The organism is Halomonas aestuarii, from assembly GCF_001886615.1.
In the GTDB taxonomy this organism is placed as follows: domain Bacteria; phylum Pseudomonadota; class Gammaproteobacteria; order Pseudomonadales; family Halomonadaceae; genus Halomonas; species Halomonas aestuarii.
The window spans coordinates 2,617,401-2,632,632 of the sequence record NZ_CP018139.1 but is presented as its reverse complement, the minus strand read 5'-3'; the positions used below and the strand labels follow the sequence as shown (position 1 = coordinate 2,632,632).

General features: G+C 68.4%; 12 protein-coding genes. 5 read left to right on the top strand and 7 right to left on the bottom strand.

Annotated features, from left to right (window positions below; genetic code table 11):
- Positions 1–33 precede the first annotated feature (33 nt).
- On the top strand, positions 34–1,953 hold the full coding sequence (thiC, locus tag BOX17_RS12245; RefSeq protein WP_071944945.1) for a phosphomethylpyrimidine synthase ThiC: 1,920 nt from the start codon (positions 34–36) through the stop codon (positions 1,951–1,953).
- A gap of 91 nt (positions 1,954–2,044) precedes the next feature.
- On the opposite strand, the gene BOX17_RS12240 is transcribed toward thiC, so the two are convergent.
- The gene (locus tag BOX17_RS12240; protein WP_071944943.1) at positions 2,045–2,551 is read right to left on the bottom strand and encodes a porin family protein; all 507 of its coding nucleotides are present in this window, start codon (positions 2,549–2,551) and stop codon (positions 2,045–2,047) included.
- A 250-nt stretch (positions 2,552–2,801) separates the two neighbouring features.
- Between BOX17_RS12240 and BOX17_RS12235 the strand changes: the two genes are divergently transcribed.
- Together BOX17_RS12235 and pta are read left to right on the top strand one after the other, a co-directional pair.
- Complete coding sequence (locus tag BOX17_RS12235) at positions 2,802–4,004, top strand: acetate/propionate family kinase (protein WP_071944941.1); 1,203 nt, start codon at positions 2,802–2,804, stop codon at positions 4,002–4,004.
- Positions 3,991–6,180, top strand: coding sequence for a phosphate acetyltransferase (gene pta, locus BOX17_RS12230; protein WP_071944938.1), 2,190 nt, complete (start codon positions 3,991–3,993; stop codon positions 6,178–6,180). The genes BOX17_RS12235 and pta overlap by 14 nt, the downstream gene beginning before the upstream one ends.
- Positions 6,181–6,247: 67 nt before the next feature.
- Here pta and BOX17_RS12225 read toward each other — a convergent pair whose 3' ends face one another.
- The 4 genes from BOX17_RS12225 to BOX17_RS12210 all read right to left on the bottom strand — a co-directional run bounded on the left by BOX17_RS12225 (position 6,248) and on the right by BOX17_RS12210 (position 10,669).
- On the bottom strand, positions 6,248–7,072 hold the full coding sequence (locus BOX17_RS12225) for an ABC transporter permease (protein ID WP_071944936.1): 825 nt from the start codon (positions 7,070–7,072) through the stop codon (positions 6,248–6,250).
- Between the two features lie 3 nt (positions 7,073–7,075).
- Entirely contained in the window at positions 7,076–8,326 is a 1,251-nt protein-coding gene (locus BOX17_RS12220; protein ID WP_071944934.1) for an ABC transporter permease, read from the bottom strand.
- Positions 8,327–8,422: 96 nt separating this feature from the next.
- Positions 8,423–9,484: an ABC transporter substrate-binding protein gene (locus BOX17_RS12215; RefSeq protein WP_071944932.1), complete on the bottom strand. Its 1,062-nt coding sequence runs from the start codon at positions 9,482–9,484 to the stop codon at positions 8,423–8,425.
- 78 nt (positions 9,485–9,562) lie between these two features.
- Positions 9,563–10,669 carry an ABC transporter ATP-binding protein gene (locus BOX17_RS12210; RefSeq protein WP_071944930.1) on the bottom strand — a complete coding sequence of 369 codons (1,107 nt, stop codon included), beginning with the start codon at positions 10,667–10,669 and terminating at the stop codon, positions 9,563–9,565.
- Between the two features lie 342 nt (positions 10,670–11,011).
- Here BOX17_RS12210 and BOX17_RS12205 point away from each other — a divergent pair, with 342 nt between their 5' ends.
- The gene (locus tag BOX17_RS12205) at positions 11,012–12,145 is read left to right on the top strand and encodes an aminotransferase class V-fold PLP-dependent enzyme (RefSeq protein WP_071944928.1); all 1,134 of its coding nucleotides are present in this window, start codon (positions 11,012–11,014) and stop codon (positions 12,143–12,145) included.
- A 90-nt stretch (positions 12,146–12,235) separates the two neighbouring features.
- Here the strand turns inward: BOX17_RS12205 and BOX17_RS12200 are convergent, their stop codons facing one another.
- Together BOX17_RS12200 and BOX17_RS12195 are read right to left on the bottom strand one after the other, a co-directional pair.
- Positions 12,236–12,922, bottom strand: coding sequence for a CBS domain-containing protein (locus BOX17_RS12200; RefSeq protein WP_071944926.1), 687 nt, complete (start codon positions 12,920–12,922; stop codon positions 12,236–12,238).
- A 110-nt stretch (positions 12,923–13,032) separates the two neighbouring features.
- Positions 13,033–13,785 carry a DeoR/GlpR family DNA-binding transcription regulator gene (locus tag BOX17_RS12195; protein ID WP_071944924.1) on the bottom strand — a complete coding sequence of 251 codons (753 nt, stop codon included), beginning with the start codon at positions 13,783–13,785 and terminating at the stop codon, positions 13,033–13,035.
- A gap of 140 nt (positions 13,786–13,925) precedes the next feature.
- Between BOX17_RS12195 and BOX17_RS12190 the strand changes: the two genes are divergently transcribed.
- Positions 13,926–15,197 carry a NupC/NupG family nucleoside CNT transporter gene (locus BOX17_RS12190; protein WP_071944922.1) on the top strand — a complete coding sequence of 424 codons (1,272 nt, stop codon included), beginning with the start codon at positions 13,926–13,928 and terminating at the stop codon, positions 15,195–15,197.
- Positions 15,198–15,232: the final 35 nt, after the last annotated feature.

Sequence of the window (15,232 nt, the reverse complement as noted above, 5' to 3'; positions counted from 1 at the left end):
CTGACATGACCATGACCCCCAAGGGAGAACACCATGAGCAAGACCACCCACTTCCTCGCCGAGACCGCTCGCGTCGACGAGGCCGCCATCCAGCCCCTGCCCGGCTCGCGCAAGATCTACGTCGTGGGCTCGCGGCCCGACATCCGGGTGCCCTTCCGCGAGATCGCCCTCTCGCCGACCCGCACCTCCGGCCTGGATGAGGCCAACCCGCCGCTGCTGGTCTACGACACCTCCGGCCCCTACACCGACCCGGACGCCGAGATCGACCTGCGCCGCGGCCTGTCCGAGCTGCGCCGGGGCTGGATAGACGAGCGCGGCGACACCGAGTTCCTCGACGGCCCGACCTCCGAGTATGGCCGCCGCCGCGCCAACGACCCGATGCTCGCCAACCTGCGCTTCGACCTGACCCGCACGCCCCGTCGCGCACGACCCTCGGAGGATGGCAAGGCCGGCAACGTCACCCAGCTGCACTATGCCCGCCAGGGCATCGTCACCCCGGAGATGGAGTTCATCGCCATCCGCGAGAACCAGCGCCGCCAGGCGCTTTCTGCAAAGTACTCCGGCATGGAGGAGGTCGAGCGCATCCTCGGCCACCAGCACGCCGGCCAGGGCTTCGGGGCCAGGCTCCCCGAGGAGATCACCCCCGAGTTCGTGCGCGACGAGGTCGCGGCGGGTCGGGCCATCATCCCCTGCAACATCAACCACCCGGAATCCGAGCCGATGATCATCGGCCGCAACTTCCTGGTGAAGATCAACGGCAACCTCGGCAATTCGGCGGTCACCTCCTCCATCGAGGACGAGGTCGACAAGATGACCTGGGGCATCCGCTGGGGCTCGGACACCATCATGGACCTCTCCACCGGGGCCAACATCCATGAGACGCGGGAGTGGATCATCCGCAACGCCCCGGTGCCGATCGGCACCGTGCCCATCTACCAGGCCTTGGAAAAGGTGAACGGCGTGGCCGAGGACCTCACCTGGGAGGTGTTCCGCGACACCCTGATCGAACAGGCCGAGCAGGGCGTGGACTACTTCACCATCCATGCCGGCGTGCTGCTGCGCTACGTGCCGCTGACCGCCCATCGCGTCACCGGCATCGTCTCCCGAGGCGGGTCGATCATGGCCAAGTGGTGCCTCTACCACCACCGGGAGAGCTTCCTCTACACCCACTTCGAGGAGATCTGCGAGATCTGCAAGCAGTACGACGTGGCCTTCTCGCTGGGCGACGGCCTGCGTCCGGGCTCGGTGGCCGACGCCAACGACGAGGCCCAGTTCGCCGAGCTCGAGACCCTGGGCGAGCTGACCCGCATCGCCTGGCAGCACGACGTCCAGGTGATGATCGAGGGCCCGGGCCATGTGCCCATGCACCTGATCAAGGAGAACATGGACAAGCAGATCGAGGCGTGCGACGAGGCTCCCTTCTACACACTCGGGCCGCTGACCACCGACATCGCGCCCGGCTACGACCACATCACCTCCGGCATCGGCGCGGCGATGATCGGCTGGTACGGCTGTGCCATGCTCTGCTACGTGACCCCCAAGGAGCACCTGGGCCTGCCCGACAAGGACGACGTCAAGACCGGCATCATCACCTACAAGATCGCCGCGCACGCCGCCGATCTCGCCAAGGGCCATCCGGCCGCCCAGCGCCGCGACAACGCGCTCTCCAAGGCGCGCTTCGAGTTCCGCTGGGAGGACCAGTTCAACCTGGGGCTGGACCCGGACACGGCGCGTGAGTACCACGACGAGACCCTGCCCAAGGACGCCGCCAAGGTGGCCCACTTCTGCTCCATGTGCGGGCCGAAGTTCTGCTCGATGAAGATCAGCCAGGAGGTCCGCGACTACGCGAAGGAAAAGGGCCTCGACGGCGACCAGGACGCGGTGATGAAGGGCATGGAGGAACAGGCAGAGAAGTTCCGCCAGGAGGGTGCCGAGCTCTACAAGGAGGTCTGATCGCCCGCGGCCGGCCCATCGAGAAGCGCCCCCGCCGGTCTCCCGGCGGGGGCGCTCGTCTTTCCTGGTGACGTCGTTGACGTCGGCGGGATCAGAAGCGGAACGTCATCCCGATGCTGGCGGCGTCGAAGTCATAGTTCGACTCGTCCAGGTAGCGCATGTAGTCAGCGCCCACGGCGAGGTTCGGGGCCACGTCGAACTCGGCACCGCCGCCGTAGGAGAAGCCGCTCTCCTCGTCGACCTTGACATCCACCTCGGTGAAGCCGGCCAGGCCGTAGAGGCGGAAGGTCGGCGCGATGGGCAGGATGCCCTTGGCGTAGGCGCCGGCCAGGGAGTCCAGCTCGACGTTATCGTCGGAGCCGCCGGTGCCGAGATGCCCCTCCAGGGCGAAGTAGTCGTTGAAGGCCACGCCACCGCGCAGGCGCAGGCCGGTGCTGTCGGCACTGCCGCGACCGCGATCCGGATCAAGCTCCCAGAACATGGCATCGGCGCCGAGGTAGGGGCTCGGGTCGTAGTTCATCATGCTGCCCTGGGCATGGGCGGTGGCACCGGCCAGCAGCAGGGCGGCGGATACGGCAGAGATCGTGAGGGTCTTCATGACGGTCCTCCAATTAGAAAACACTGTTTCCTTACACCACTTCATTCTGGTACAGCTTCGACCAAGGTGCAAGACATTCCCGCGCTTCCCTGGTCGCGGGACGCCATAGACGCCTCGTGGAGTGCTCCCTGATGACGGGGCACTGAATCCCGCAGCGCAACATGATAGATTCGGCATGCTCAGGCGACCCCGTGCCTCTCGAGCGCGATCTCGCCGCCCACCCCGAGCACGCCGACCGACAGGAGGCGCCATGAACGACCCGGTACTCGTCATCAACTGCGGCTCCTCGTCGATCAAGTATGCCCTGGTGCCCGCCTCGCCCGACCAGCCCCGCATCGCCGGCCTGGCCGAGCGCCTCGGTGACGTGGACGCGCGCCTCAAGGGCGTGGACAGCGGCGGTCGCGACTTCTCGCAGCCGCTGCACGGCGCCGACCATGCCGAGGCCATGGCGACCATCCTGGAGCGCCTGGAGGGGCAGCATCCCGTGGCGGTGGGGCATCGAATCGTCCACGGCGGCGAGCGCTTCACCCGGGCGACCCGCATCGATGCCCCCGTGAAGCGCGCCATCGAGGCTACCGTGGCCCTGGCGCCGCTGCACAACCCGTCCAACCTGGCGGGCCTGGCAGCCACCCGTGAGCTCTTTCCCGACCTGCCCCAGGTGGCGGTCTTCGATACCGCCTTCCACCAGACCCTGCCCCCCCGGGCCTACCGCTACGCCCTGCCGGAATCGCTCTATCGCCGTCACGGCATTCGCCGCTACGGCTTCCACGGCAGCAGCCACGCCTACGTGAGTGCGCGAGTCGACGCCCTGAGCGAGCGCCGCCATGGCGGCTGGCTCGTCGCCCACCTGGGCAACGGCTGCTCCACCTGTGCGGTCTGGCAGGGAGAGAGCGTCGACACCAGCATGGGCCTGACGCCCCTGGAGGGGCTGGTGATGGGCACCCGCAGCGGCGACGTGGATCCCGGCCTGCACGCCCACCTGGCGCGCCAGCTGGGCTGGTCGATCGAGCGCATCGACACCCTGCTCAACAAGGAGAGCGGCCTGCTGGGCCTGTCCGGGCTCTCCAACGACATGCGCCGCCTGCACCAGGCCGCCGCCGAACACCACGCGGGCGCGGAGCTGGCCATCGAGGTGTTCTGCTACCGCCTGGCCAAGTCGCTGGCGGCCCTCTCCTGCGCCCTGCCTCGCCTGGACGGCATCGTCTTCACCGGCGGCATCGGCGAGAATGACAGCGAGGTGCGCGCCCGGGTGATCGAGCAGCTGCCCCACTTCGTCCTGCGCCTGGCCGCCGAGGCCAATGCCCGCACCGTGGGCGGCCGCGAGGGGCGCATCGACCTCGACGAGGGCGGCCGAGCGCCCGAGCTGTGGGTCATCCCCACCGACGAGGAGGGGCGTATCGCCGAGGAAACCCGCCAGCTGCTGCAAGAAGAGGCCGCCCATGACCCCCAGTGAACGCCCGACTGACCGACGTCCCGAAGCCCGCAACCTGCTGCTGGTCCCCACCGACAGCGGCGTGGGTCTGACCTCCGCCTGCCTGGGGCTGATCCGCGCACTGGACACCCTGGGGCTCAAGGCCGGCTTCCTGAAGCCGTTCCGCCAGGACGAGCTCAACGGCCAGGGGCCCGACCGCTCCTGCGCCCTGGCCGCCAGCACCCTGGGTCTGTCTCCGCCCGCGCCGCTGCCCCAGGCGCGGCTCGAGCACCTGCTGCGCGAGGAGCGCACCGACGAGCTGATGGAGGAGGCGGTAGAGCGACATGCCCGGGTCGTCCTGCCGGAGGCCGGTGACGTCCCGGAGCTGGTGGTGATCGAGGGGCTCGCGCCCAGCCCGCACAGCAGCTACGCGACCCGGCTCAACGTGGCACTGGCCCATGCGCTCAATGCGCGCACCATCCTCGTGGCCGACGGAGACCTGAGCGACCCCCGCGACCTGGCGGAGCGCCTGGACATGCAGGCCCAGGCCTTCGAGGGGGTCGACTCCCCGCGCACCCTCGGCTGCATCCTGATGCGCCTGCGCCCCCTGCCGGACGATGAGGGCCCCACGCCGCTGGCAGCACCCGAGCTAACGACCCGGCGCGAGGACCCGAGGCTCGAGAGCCTGCGCCGCCACCTGCCGGCCCTGGACGGCGACCGCTTCCACCTGATCGGTGCCGTGCCCTGGCACCCCACCCTCTCCGCGCCGCGGGTGCTGGACGTCGCCCGGGCCCTGGACGCGCGTCTCCTGCACCCGGGGGAGGCCGACAGTCGCCGGGTGCTGGGCACCAGCCTGTGCGCCCGCAGCGCCTCCCATGCCCTGCACATGTTCCGCCCCGGCCGGCTGCTGGTCACCCCCGGGGATCGCGACGACATCCTGCTCGCCGCGGGCCTTGCGACCATGAACGGCGTCCGACTGGCGGGGGTGCTGCTGACGCACGGCGAGCTGCCGGACGAGGCGATGATCGATTTCTGCCGCCCGGCGCTGGCGAGCGGCCTGCCGGTGCTGGCGGTGGATACCGACAGCTACGCCACCGCCCAGCAGCTGGACCGCATGGCCAACGACATCCCCGTCGACGACCCGGAGCGGGCCGAGCAGGTGACCCGCTTCGTGGCCGGTCACCTGGACCTGGCATGGCTCAAGGAGAACCTCAGCCGTGGCTATCCGAGCCGGCTCTCCCCGGCCGCCTTCCGCCACCGGCTGGTCAGGCTGGCCCAGCAGGCCAGGCGGCGCATCGTGCTGCCCGAGGGAAGCGAGCCGCGCACCGTGGAGGCCGCGGTGATCTGCCAGCAGCGCGGCATCGCCCGCTGCGTGCTGCTGGCCAGGCGCCAGGAGGTCGAGGCGGTGGCCCGCCAGCGCGGCATCGAGCTGCCCGAGGAGCTGGAGATCATCGACCCGGCCACCATCCGCCGGGACTACGTGGCGCCGATGGTCGAGCGCCGCCCGGACCGGCTCAACGCCCTGACCGCCGCGGACCAGCTCCAGGACAGCGTGGTGCTCGGCACCATGATGCTGGCCGAGGGCGAGGTGGACGGCCTGGTGTCGGGGGCGATCCACACCACCGCCAACACCATTCGGCCCGCATTCCAGCTGATCAAGACGGCGCCGGGCTACCGGCAGGTATCATCGATCTTCTTCATGCTGCTGCCCGAGCAGGTGGTGGTCTACGGCGACTGCGCGGTGATCCCCGACCCGGACGCCGAGGCCCTGGCCGAGATCGCCATCCAGAGCGCCCGCTCCGCCGCGGCCTTCGGCATCGAGCCCCGGGTGGCGATGATCAGCTACTCCACCGGGGAGTCCGGCAGCGGGGCCGACGTGGAGAAGGTGCGCGAGGCCACCCGCATCGCCCGGGAGCGCGAGCCCGGGCTCTGCATCGACGGGCCACTGCAGTACGACGCCGCGGCCATCGAGAGCGTGGGCCGCCAGAAGGCCCCCGACTCGCCGGTGGCGGGGCGGGCCACGGTCTTCGTGTTCCCCGACCTCAACACCGGCAACACCACCTACAAGGCGGTCCAGCGCAGTGCCGGGGTGGTCAGCGTCGGCCCCATGCTGCAGGGGCTCAACAAGCCGGTGAACGACCTCTCCCGGGGGGCGCTGGTCGACGACATCGTATACACCATCGCCCTGACCGCCATCCAGGCGGAACGAGCGCCCTGACGACGGCGCCCCGCTCGAGCCATCGAGCGGGGCGCCGGGTGCTGCATTCTTGCGTCGGTCGCGGTCGTCAGCCCTCCCCCTTCAGGCGCTCGCTGCGTCGACGCAGCATTTCCATGGTCAGCAGCAACAGGGTCGAGATCAGGATCAGGATGGTCGCCATGGCGGCGATCGCCGGACTGATGTTCTCGCGGATACCGGAGAACATCTGGATGGGCAGGGTGCGCTCGGTGGGACTCGCGATGAACAGCGCCACCACCACCTCGTCGAAGGAGGTCGCGAAGGCGAAGAGCCCCCCGGACACCACGCCGGGCAGGATCTGCGGCAGCACGACGGTGAAGAACACCCGCATCGGGTTGGCCCCGAGGCTGGCGCCGGCGCGGATCTGGTTGAAGTCGAAGCCCTGGAGGGTGGCGTTCACGGTGATCACCACGAAGGGCACGCCGAGCACCGTGTGCGCCAGTACCAGGCCCGCGTAGGAATTGAGCAACCCCACCCGGGCGAAGAAGAAGTACATGCCCACCGCCACGATGACCAGCGGGACCACCATGGGCGAGATCAGCAGCGCGATGATCAGCCCCTTGCCGGGGAAGTCGGCCCGGTTGAGGCCCACGGCCGCCAGGGTGCCGAAGGTCATCGCCAGCAGGGTCGCCAGCGGCGCCACGATGAGGCTGTTCTTCAGGGCATCGAGCCACGGGCCGGCGCTGAAGATCTCCTCGTACCAGCGCATCGAGAACCCGGGCAACGGGTAGGTCAGGAAGGAGCCGCTGCTGAACGACAACGGCACGATCACCAGCACCGGAATGATCAGGAACAGCAGGACGAGCCCGCACAGCACGCGGAACGCCCAGAACCAGATCCTTTCCACCGTCGAGGCATAGGGAGGCAAGGCCATGGATCAACTCCTGATCATCTGCTTGCGGTTCACCAGGCGGTGGTAAACCAGGTAGAGCAACAGGGTCACCACCAGCAGGATACTGCCCAGCGAGGCCGCCATGCCCCAGTTGTTGGTGGTGTTGGTGTAGTAGGCCACGTAGTAGCTGACCATCTGGTCCGCCGGACCGCCGACCAGGGCCGGGGTGATGTAGTAGCCCAGCGCCATGATGAAGACGAGGATGGTGCCCGCCGCCACGCCGGAGACGGTCTGCGGGACATAGACCTGCCAGAAGGCCGCGAAGGGGTGGGCCCCCAGCGACACCGCGGCGCGCTGATAGCTGGGCGAGATCCCCTTCATCACGCTGTAGAGGGGCAGCACCATGAAGGGCAGCAGGATGTGCACCATGGCGAAGAAGACGCCGATGCGATTGAACACCAGCTGCAGGGGCGACTCGATGATCCCCAGCGCCATCAGCGACTGGTTGGCGAGGCCGTTGGATTGCAGCAGGATGATCCAGGCGGCCGTGCGCACCAGCAGCGAGGTCCAGAACGGCAGGAGCACCAGGATCATCAGCAGGTTGCTGGTCTTCGCCGGCAGGGTGGCGAGCAGGTAGGCCAGCGGGAAGCCGAGCGCCAGGCAGATCAGGGTCACCCCGCCGGCGATCACCATGGTGCGCTGGAACACCGCCTGGTAGAGGCGATCCTGCTGGTCGACGCGCTGGACATCGCCGTCCGCGCCCCGCTCGAGGTCCAGCGAGGCGAGCAGGTAGCGCCCCGTGTAGGGCGGCGCCGCGTTCTGGATGCCGCGCCAGGTCTCGGTCTCGCCCCAGGCCGGGTCGATCTCGATCAGGGCCTGCTGCCAGTCGTCGCTGGCCTGCGGCAGCCCCATCATGGTGCGCATCAGGAGCCCGCGGTATTCCGGGTCCTCGTAGTTGAGGCGCCGACCGACGCTGCCGAGGCCGCCCCCCCGTCGGGAGCCGCGCAACTCCTCAGCGAAGCTCGCGAACGCCGCCTCGTCGGGCAGCCCCTCCCCGTCCCATTGCTTCAGGGTCGCGGCGGTCTCGGGCATGACCTCTGGCAGGCTGCCGTTGTCGATGCTGCTGGTCAGCATGTTGCCGATGGGCACCACGAAGACCACGATCAGGAAGAGGGCAAGGGGCGCCACCAGACCGATGGCCTTGACCTTGCGTAGACGTTCGGCCCGGCGCAGCCGGGACTTCAGGCTAGCCTCCGGCGGCGAGGCGGCGCCGCCATCGGCTGAGGTACTGGACATGGGCTTCCCCCTCGGGATGCGACGGAACCGGCGAGCGCTCGGCCCCGGAAGATGGCCGCCGGGGGGCGATCGCGCGACCGCCCCCCGGCCGGCGGCTTACTGCGCCGCCCAGGCGTTGAAGCGCTGCTCGAGTTCCTCGCCGTAGCTGACCCAGAACGCCGTGTCGATGGCAAGCGCACCCGCCATGTTCTCGTCATGGGTCGGCATGCGCCGTGCCTGTGCGTCCTCCAGCTGACCGATGGCATCGGGGTGGACCGGGCCGTAGGGGATCTCGCTGGAGTAGACGGCCTGGTTCTCGGGCTGGCTGGCGAACTCGATGAAGTCATAGGCCTCATCCACGTAGTCGCTGCCCGAGACGATGGCCCAGTAGTCGAGGTCGTAGAGGCTGCCGTTCCAGACAATCTCCAGGTCGTTGCCCTCCTCCTGGGCGGCGGCGATACGGCCGTTGTAGGAGGAGGTCATGACCACGTCACCCGCCACGAGCCACTGGGGCGGCTGGGCCCCCGCCTCCCACCACTGGATGTCGTCCTTGATCTCGTCCAGCTTGGCGAAGGCACGATCGACCCCCTCGTCCGTGGCCAGCACATCGTAGACCTCGCCCGCGGGCACGCCGTCGGCCATCAGCGCGAATTCCAGGGTGTACTTGGCCCCGCGGCGCAGCCCCCGCTTGCCCGGGAAGTCCTCGACGTTCCAGAAGTCTTCCCAGGAGCTCGGTGCCGCGTCCAGCTCATCGGCGTTGTAGGCCAGCACCGTGGACCAGACGAAGGTCCCGACGCCACAATCGGTGACCGCCGAGTCGATCAGCTGGTCCCTGAGGCCCAAGCGCTCCCAGTCGATGGGCTCGAAGAGTCCCTCGAAGCAGCCCCGGACCAGCTCGGGCGACTCCATCTCCACCAGGTCCCAGCTGACGTTGCCGGTCTCGACCATGGCACGGATGCGGGCGAGCTCGCCGTTGTAGTCCCCCGGGGTCAGGTCGACGCCGGTGCTCTCCTGGAACGGCCCGTAGTAGGCGGCCTCCATGGCATCGCCGGAGGCGCCACCGAAGGAGATGACGGTGAGCGCCTGGGCACTGGCCGACGCGGCAAGGCCGGCCGTCAGCAGGCTGGCGGTGGCCACGCCGCGGGAGAGACGGGAAAGCGGGAAGGTCTTGTTGTTCATGATGATCTCCTGGCCCCTGGGGCCCCGTTGTCGTTGATTGTTGTCGATCGTCGGATGGTCGATGGTGCAGGGGCGGGATCAGGAGGCGTTCAGCGCGCGAACGTCCTCGTCCCGCCAGCCGAGCTCGACCATATCGCCCGGCTGCATGCTATGGGAGAAGTCATCGACCGGGACCCGGGCGACGAAGTCATCGTTGCCGGCCAGCTCGCAGCGCACCCGCAGGTGGTCACCCAGGTAGATGAACTCGCGCACCTTCGCCTGCAGCCGGTTGGGCAGGTCGCGGGCCGCCCCGTCGAGCTTGACGCGCTCGGGACGGATGGAGAGGCGGGTGTCGTCCCCCGCCGAGAGCCCCGGTCCCAGCAGCGCCCCGGTGGTCATGCCCTCCCCGAAGGCGACCCGGCACTGGCGGTCATGGGCCGATTCGATGCGCCCCATGAGGGTATTGTTCTCGCCGATGAACTGGGCCACGAAGGCGTTGGCCGGGTACTCGTAGAGGTTGCTCGGCGTATCGATCTGCTGGATGACGCCGTCGTTGAAGACCGCCACCCGGTCCGACATCGTCAGCGCCTCGCCCTGGTCATGGGTCACGAACACCACGGTCAGGCCCAGGTCCTCATGGAGGTGCTTGATCTCCAGCTGCATCTGCTCGCGCAGCTGCTTGTCCAGCGCCCCCAGCGGCTCGTCCATGAGCACCAGCCGAGGCTCGAACACCAGTGAGCGGGCCAGCGCCACGCGCTGCTGCTGGCCGCCCGACAGCTGGCCGGGGCGCCGCTTGGCGAACGGGGTCAGCTGTATCATGTCGAGGATGCCGGCCACCTTGCGGTCGGCCTCGGCCGCCGGCATCCCCCGGGTCTTGAGCGGGTAGCGGATGTTCTCTTCCACGGTCATGTGGGGAAAGAGCGCATAGTTCTGGAAGACCATGCCGAAGTTGCGCTTATGGGGCGGCACGCTGTTGAGCCGCTGCTCGCCGAGGAAGATGTCGCCCCCGGTGGGATTCTCGAACCCGGCCAGCATCATCAGGCAGGTGGTCTTGCCCGAGCCGGACGGCCCTAGCAGGGTGACGAATTCGCCCTGGTTGATGCTCAGGTGGAGATCCTTGACCACTAGGGTCTCGCCATCGAAGGTCTTCTGAACGGACTCGAACCGGATCAGGGGGGCCTGGGGGGTGGAGGTGGGATCCGGCATCGTGGCTCCTAATCAAAATTTCAGACGTTCATGAAAAATGTCTGCATTTCAGACTAGCGACTATCCGAAGAGCGTCAAGACCCCCCGGGTGCCCTTCCGGCATCACTTTCAACGCTCGCCGGCGCCATGCCCCCCCGAGGCCCCGCGGGGCGGCATCCGGAGGGAAACAGGAACCCGCCACAGGAATACGCCAAGCCAACGCAACAGGCCCAGACGATCAGGGCCCGGATCACCGCGGCGGGACAGGGCCGGGTGCGACGCCGCGTCGGCTGGCCTGAACGCCGGATTGCGAATATGCTCTGGTCCATACGCAATGGCCCGCACCATAACAGGGAGAACGCAATGGCCGGACTGCTACCCGATGTCGACCCCGATGGACTGCTCGAGTACTCGGTGGTCTACACCGACCGCGCACTCAACCACATGTCCAAGAGCTTCCAGGGCGTGATGCGAGACGTGTCCACCACGCTGAAGGAGGTTTACCACGCCCACTCGACGGTGATCGTCCCGGGCAGCGGCACCTTCGGCATGGAGGCCGTGGCGCGCCAGTTCGCCAAGGAGCGGCGCTGCCTGGTGATCCGCAACGGCTGGTTCAGCTATCGCTGGAGCCAGATTCTGGAGATGGGCAAGATTCCCTCCGAGGTCAACGTGCTCAAGGCGCGTCGCCTCGACGAGGATGACCCGACCTCGCCCTTCGCCCCGCCCCCCATCGAGGACGTGGTCGACGCGATCCGTGCCCAGCAGCCCGATATCGTCTTCGCGCCCCACGTGGAGACCTCCTCGGGCATGCTGCTGCCGGACGACTACCTGCAGAAGGTCGCCGACGCCATCCACGAGGAGGGCGGGCTCTTCGTGCTGGACTGCATCGCCTCCGGTACCCTCTGGGTCGACATGCAGGACATCGGGGTCGACGTGCTGGTCAGCGCCCCGCAGAAGGGCTGGAGTGCCAGTCCCTGCTGCGGCATGGTGATGCTCTCTCGCCAGGCCCGGGAAATCATTGAGGAGACCACCAGCACCAGCTTCGCCTGCGACCTGAAGAAGTGGCTGTCGATCATGGAGGCCTACGAGGCCGGGGGGCACGCCTACCATGCCACCCTGCCCACCGACGGCCTGCGCCAGCTGCGCGACGTGATGCGCGAGACCGAGCAGTACGGCTTCGACAAGGTGCGTGACGAACAGCGCGAGGTGGGTCGCCGGGTCCGCGAGATGCTCGCCGAGCACGGCTACCGGAGTGTCGCGGCGCCGGGCTTCGAGGCCCCGGGCGTGGTGGTCTGCTACACCGAGGACGCGGACATCGTCGGCAAGTTCCTCCAGGCGGGGGTGCAGGTGGCGGCCGGCGTGCCGCTGATGTGCGACGAGGGCGAGGACTTCCGCGCCTTCCGTATCGGCCTGTTCGGCCTGGACAAGCTGCATCACCCGGAGCGCACCCTGGAGAGCCTGGAGTCGGCCCTCGCCAAGGTGGAAAGCGCCCGGTAGAGACCGTGGCGCCGGGTGTCACAACGACAGCGGGGCGGCCGAATGGCCGCCCCGCTGTCGTTGGTATCGCGCTCGCCGCGACCGAGGGGTTCAGAAGCTGCCCATGCCCCGGGGCACGAAGCCCAGGTTGTTCTCGATCTCCTTGACGCCCTCGATGTTCTCGGCGGCGACCTGAACGGCCCAGCGCTGCTCCTTGCTTTCCACCAGGCCCCACAGCTGCACCTTGCCGTCGGCCACGATGACGTTGAGGCGGTCGACCAGCACCCCGGTGTTCTTGTCCACCTCCTTGATGATGGCATCGCGGATCGCCCGATCGTCCTCTCCGCCGGCCGGCTGGCGGCCTACCGAGAAGCCGCGCAGCAGGTTGGAACGGCTGACGATACCCACCAACTTGCCGTCGCGCACCACCGGCACCCGCTTGATGCGGCGCTTCTCGAGCAGCGAGGCGATGCTGTGCAGGGGCTCCTCCTCGCCGACGGTGAGGGGATTGGCCGTCATGATCTGGCCGGCCTTGCGTCCGTGGGTCTTCACGTAGTCCACGGCGTCGCCGCCGCTGAAGAGCTTCAGCCACCAGGACTCGCGCTGGTCGGACTCGTCATCCGGCTCGACCCGGGCCATCAGGTCTCCCTCGCTGACGATGCCGAGGACATGGCCGTCGGAATCCACCACCGGGACGGCGCTGATGCCATGCTCCAGCAACAGGCTGGCGATCTCGCTCACTTCGCTGTCGGGGGTGACGGTGATCACGTTGGGGGTCATGACATCGGCGGCTTGCATGGGATGTACTCTCCAGAGGATTAGGCAGTCGTTGTTCGCTGTCTCACGACTTTCAAGTTAGCAACCCTTTCCGCGACCTGCCTTGATATCGGACAGGTTTCAGCGCCTCCTCACGCCGGACGCCCATGGCCCGCACGAGGCCTGTCGGGCACGCCTTCCCCGTCGGTGATGATCTCGTCGACCTCCTCGATCCCGGCGAAGCGTACCGGGCGGATGACCCCCAGCTTGCTCGCGTCCACCACCAGCAGGCGCCGGGCCGCGGTGGCGATGGCCGCCTGCTTGGGCGCCACCTCGTGGAAGTGGAAGCAGGTCAGGCCGTGGCGTTGGTCCACGCCCGCGGCGGACAGGAAGGCCTTGTTGATGCCGAGGCGCCGGACGGCCACGCCCACCTCCTCGTCCGAGAAGGAGCGCGACGAGCCGTGGTAGAGCCCGCCCAGCAGGATCAGGCGCACCCCGGGGATGGCGCTCACCGCATCGGCCACGTTGAGGGCATAGGTCACCACGGTGAGGGACTGGTGACGGGGGAGCCCGACGGCGAGAGGCATGAGGGTCGTGCCACAGTCGATGAACAGGGTGTCGCCGGGCTCGATGTGGCCGGCCGCCACCTCGCAGAGCCGGCGCTTGGCCTCGGCATGGCGGTCCTGCTGGGCGGCCAGATCGTAGACCGGCGCATAGCGGGGGTCGTCGCCGCGCACCAGGTGGCCCCCCATCAGCTGCAGCCCGCTCTCGGCGCCGGCCAGGTCGCGGCGGATGGTCATCTCCGAGACGCCGCACAGCTCCGCGGCATCATGCAGGCGCAGGCTCCCGCCGCGAGACAGGACATCACTCAGCCGGGCCAGGCGCCGGGCGCTGCGTTCGTTCATCTCCTGCCGTGCTCCTGAAATCGCGTGACCGAAAGATGTTAAAAAAATAACACTGAATGTGATAGTTTTCACTTCACACCAACGCCCCACACTCACCCGGATGCCTGCCCCTCCAGGCCGCCCCGTCAGATAGGTGCCCCATGACCCTCTTCATGAGCCTGGTCGGCATGGTGACGCTGATCGCCATTGCCCTCCTGTTCTCCTATGACCGCCGCGCGATCCGCCTTCGCACCGTGCTGGGTGCCTTCGCCATCCAGGCCGGCATCGGCGCCTTCGTGCTCTACGTGCCCGTCGGCCAAGCGGTGCTGCAGACCATCTCCGACGGCGTCAGCCAGGTGGTCCTCTACGCCAACGACGGCATCGACTTCCTGTTCGGCGGCCTGGCCGACGCGGAGGCCGTCGGCTTCGTATTCGCCATCAAGGTGCTGCCGGTGATCATCTTCTTCTCGTCGCTGATCGCCGTGCTCTACTACCTGGGCATCATGCAGTGGGTGATCCGCCTGCTCGGCGGCGCCCTGCAGAAGGCGCTGGGTACCTCGCGCACCGAGTCGCTCTCCGCCACCGCCAACATCTTCGTCGGCCAGACCGAAGCGCCACTGGTGGTGAGGCCCTTCATCGCCCGTATGACCCCGTCGCAGCTCTTCGCGGTGATGTGCGGCGGCCTGGCCTCGGTGGCGGGCTCCGTACTGGCCGGCTATGCCGCGCTGGGCATACCCATGGAATACCTGGTGGCGGCCTCCTTCATGGCGGCGCCCGGCGGGCTGCTGTTCGCCAAGCTGATCATGCCCGAGACCCGGGAGCCCGAGGACAGCGTCGCGGAGGCAGAGGAACGCCTCGACGAGGAGGAGGACCACCCGAGCAACGTGCTGGATGCCGCCGCGGCCGGCGCCACTGCGGGCCTCAAGCTCGCCGCCAACGTGGGCGCCATGCTGCTCGCCTTCATCGGCCTGATCGCCCTGATCAACGGCATGCTCGGCGGCATCGGCGGCTGGATCGGCATGGAGTCGCTGAGCCTGGAAATGATCCTCGGCTGGCTCTTCTCGCCGCTGGCCTTCCTGCTCGGCGTGCCCTGGGAGGAGGCGACCCTCGCCGGCTCCTTCATCGGCCAGAAGCTGGTGGTCAACGAGTTCGTCGCCTACATCAACCTGGCGCCCTACCTCGATGGCGAGCAGGTGGTGGCCGCCACCGGCCAGATGATGACGCCGCACACCATGGCGGTCCTCTCCTTCGCCCTGTGCGGTTTCGCCAACCTCTCCTCCATCGCCATCCTGCTCGGGGGCCTGGGCAGCATCGCGCCCAGCCGCCGCCACGAGATCGCCCGCTTCGGCCTCAAGGCCGTACTGGCCGGCACCCTCTCGAACCTGATGTCGGCCTCCCTCGCCGGCTTCTTCCTGGCCCTGGCCTCGTCATGACACCGACGCCGACCTCCCGCCCGGCGGGAGGTCGG

Bases quoted from the DNA above. Each gene is read 5' to 3' on its own strand.
- thiC (WP_071944945.1), top strand. From the start codon at position 34: ATGAGCAAGACCACCCACTTCCTCGCCGAGACCGCTCGCGTCGACGAG.
- BOX17_RS12240 (WP_071944943.1), bottom strand. From the start codon at position 2,551: ATGAAGACCCTCACGATCTCTGCCGTATCCGCCGCCCTGCTGCTGGCC.
- BOX17_RS12235 (WP_071944941.1), top strand. From the start codon at position 2,802: ATGAACGACCCGGTACTCGTCATCAACTGCGGCTCCTCGTCGATCAAG.
- pta (WP_071944938.1), top strand. From the start codon at position 3,991: ATGACCCCCAGTGAACGCCCGACTGACCGACGTCCCGAAGCCCGCAAC.
- BOX17_RS12225 (WP_071944936.1), bottom strand. From the start codon at position 7,072: ATGGCCTTGCCTCCCTATGCCTCGACGGTGGAAAGGATCTGGTTCTGG.
- BOX17_RS12220 (WP_071944934.1), bottom strand. From the start codon at position 8,326: ATGTCCAGTACCTCAGCCGATGGCGGCGCCGCCTCGCCGCCGGAGGCT.
- BOX17_RS12215 (WP_071944932.1), bottom strand. From the start codon at position 9,484: ATGAACAACAAGACCTTCCCGCTTTCCCGTCTCTCCCGCGGCGTGGCC.
- BOX17_RS12210 (WP_071944930.1), bottom strand. From the start codon at position 10,669: ATGCCGGATCCCACCTCCACCCCCCAGGCCCCCCTGATCCGGTTCGAG.
- BOX17_RS12205 (WP_071944928.1), top strand. From the start codon at position 11,012: ATGGCCGGACTGCTACCCGATGTCGACCCCGATGGACTGCTCGAGTAC.
- BOX17_RS12200 (WP_071944926.1), bottom strand. From the start codon at position 12,922: ATGCAAGCCGCCGATGTCATGACCCCCAACGTGATCACCGTCACCCCC.
- BOX17_RS12195 (WP_071944924.1), bottom strand. From the start codon at position 13,785: ATGAACGAACGCAGCGCCCGGCGCCTGGCCCGGCTGAGTGATGTCCTG.
- BOX17_RS12190 (WP_071944922.1), top strand. From the start codon at position 13,926: ATGACCCTCTTCATGAGCCTGGTCGGCATGGTGACGCTGATCGCCATT.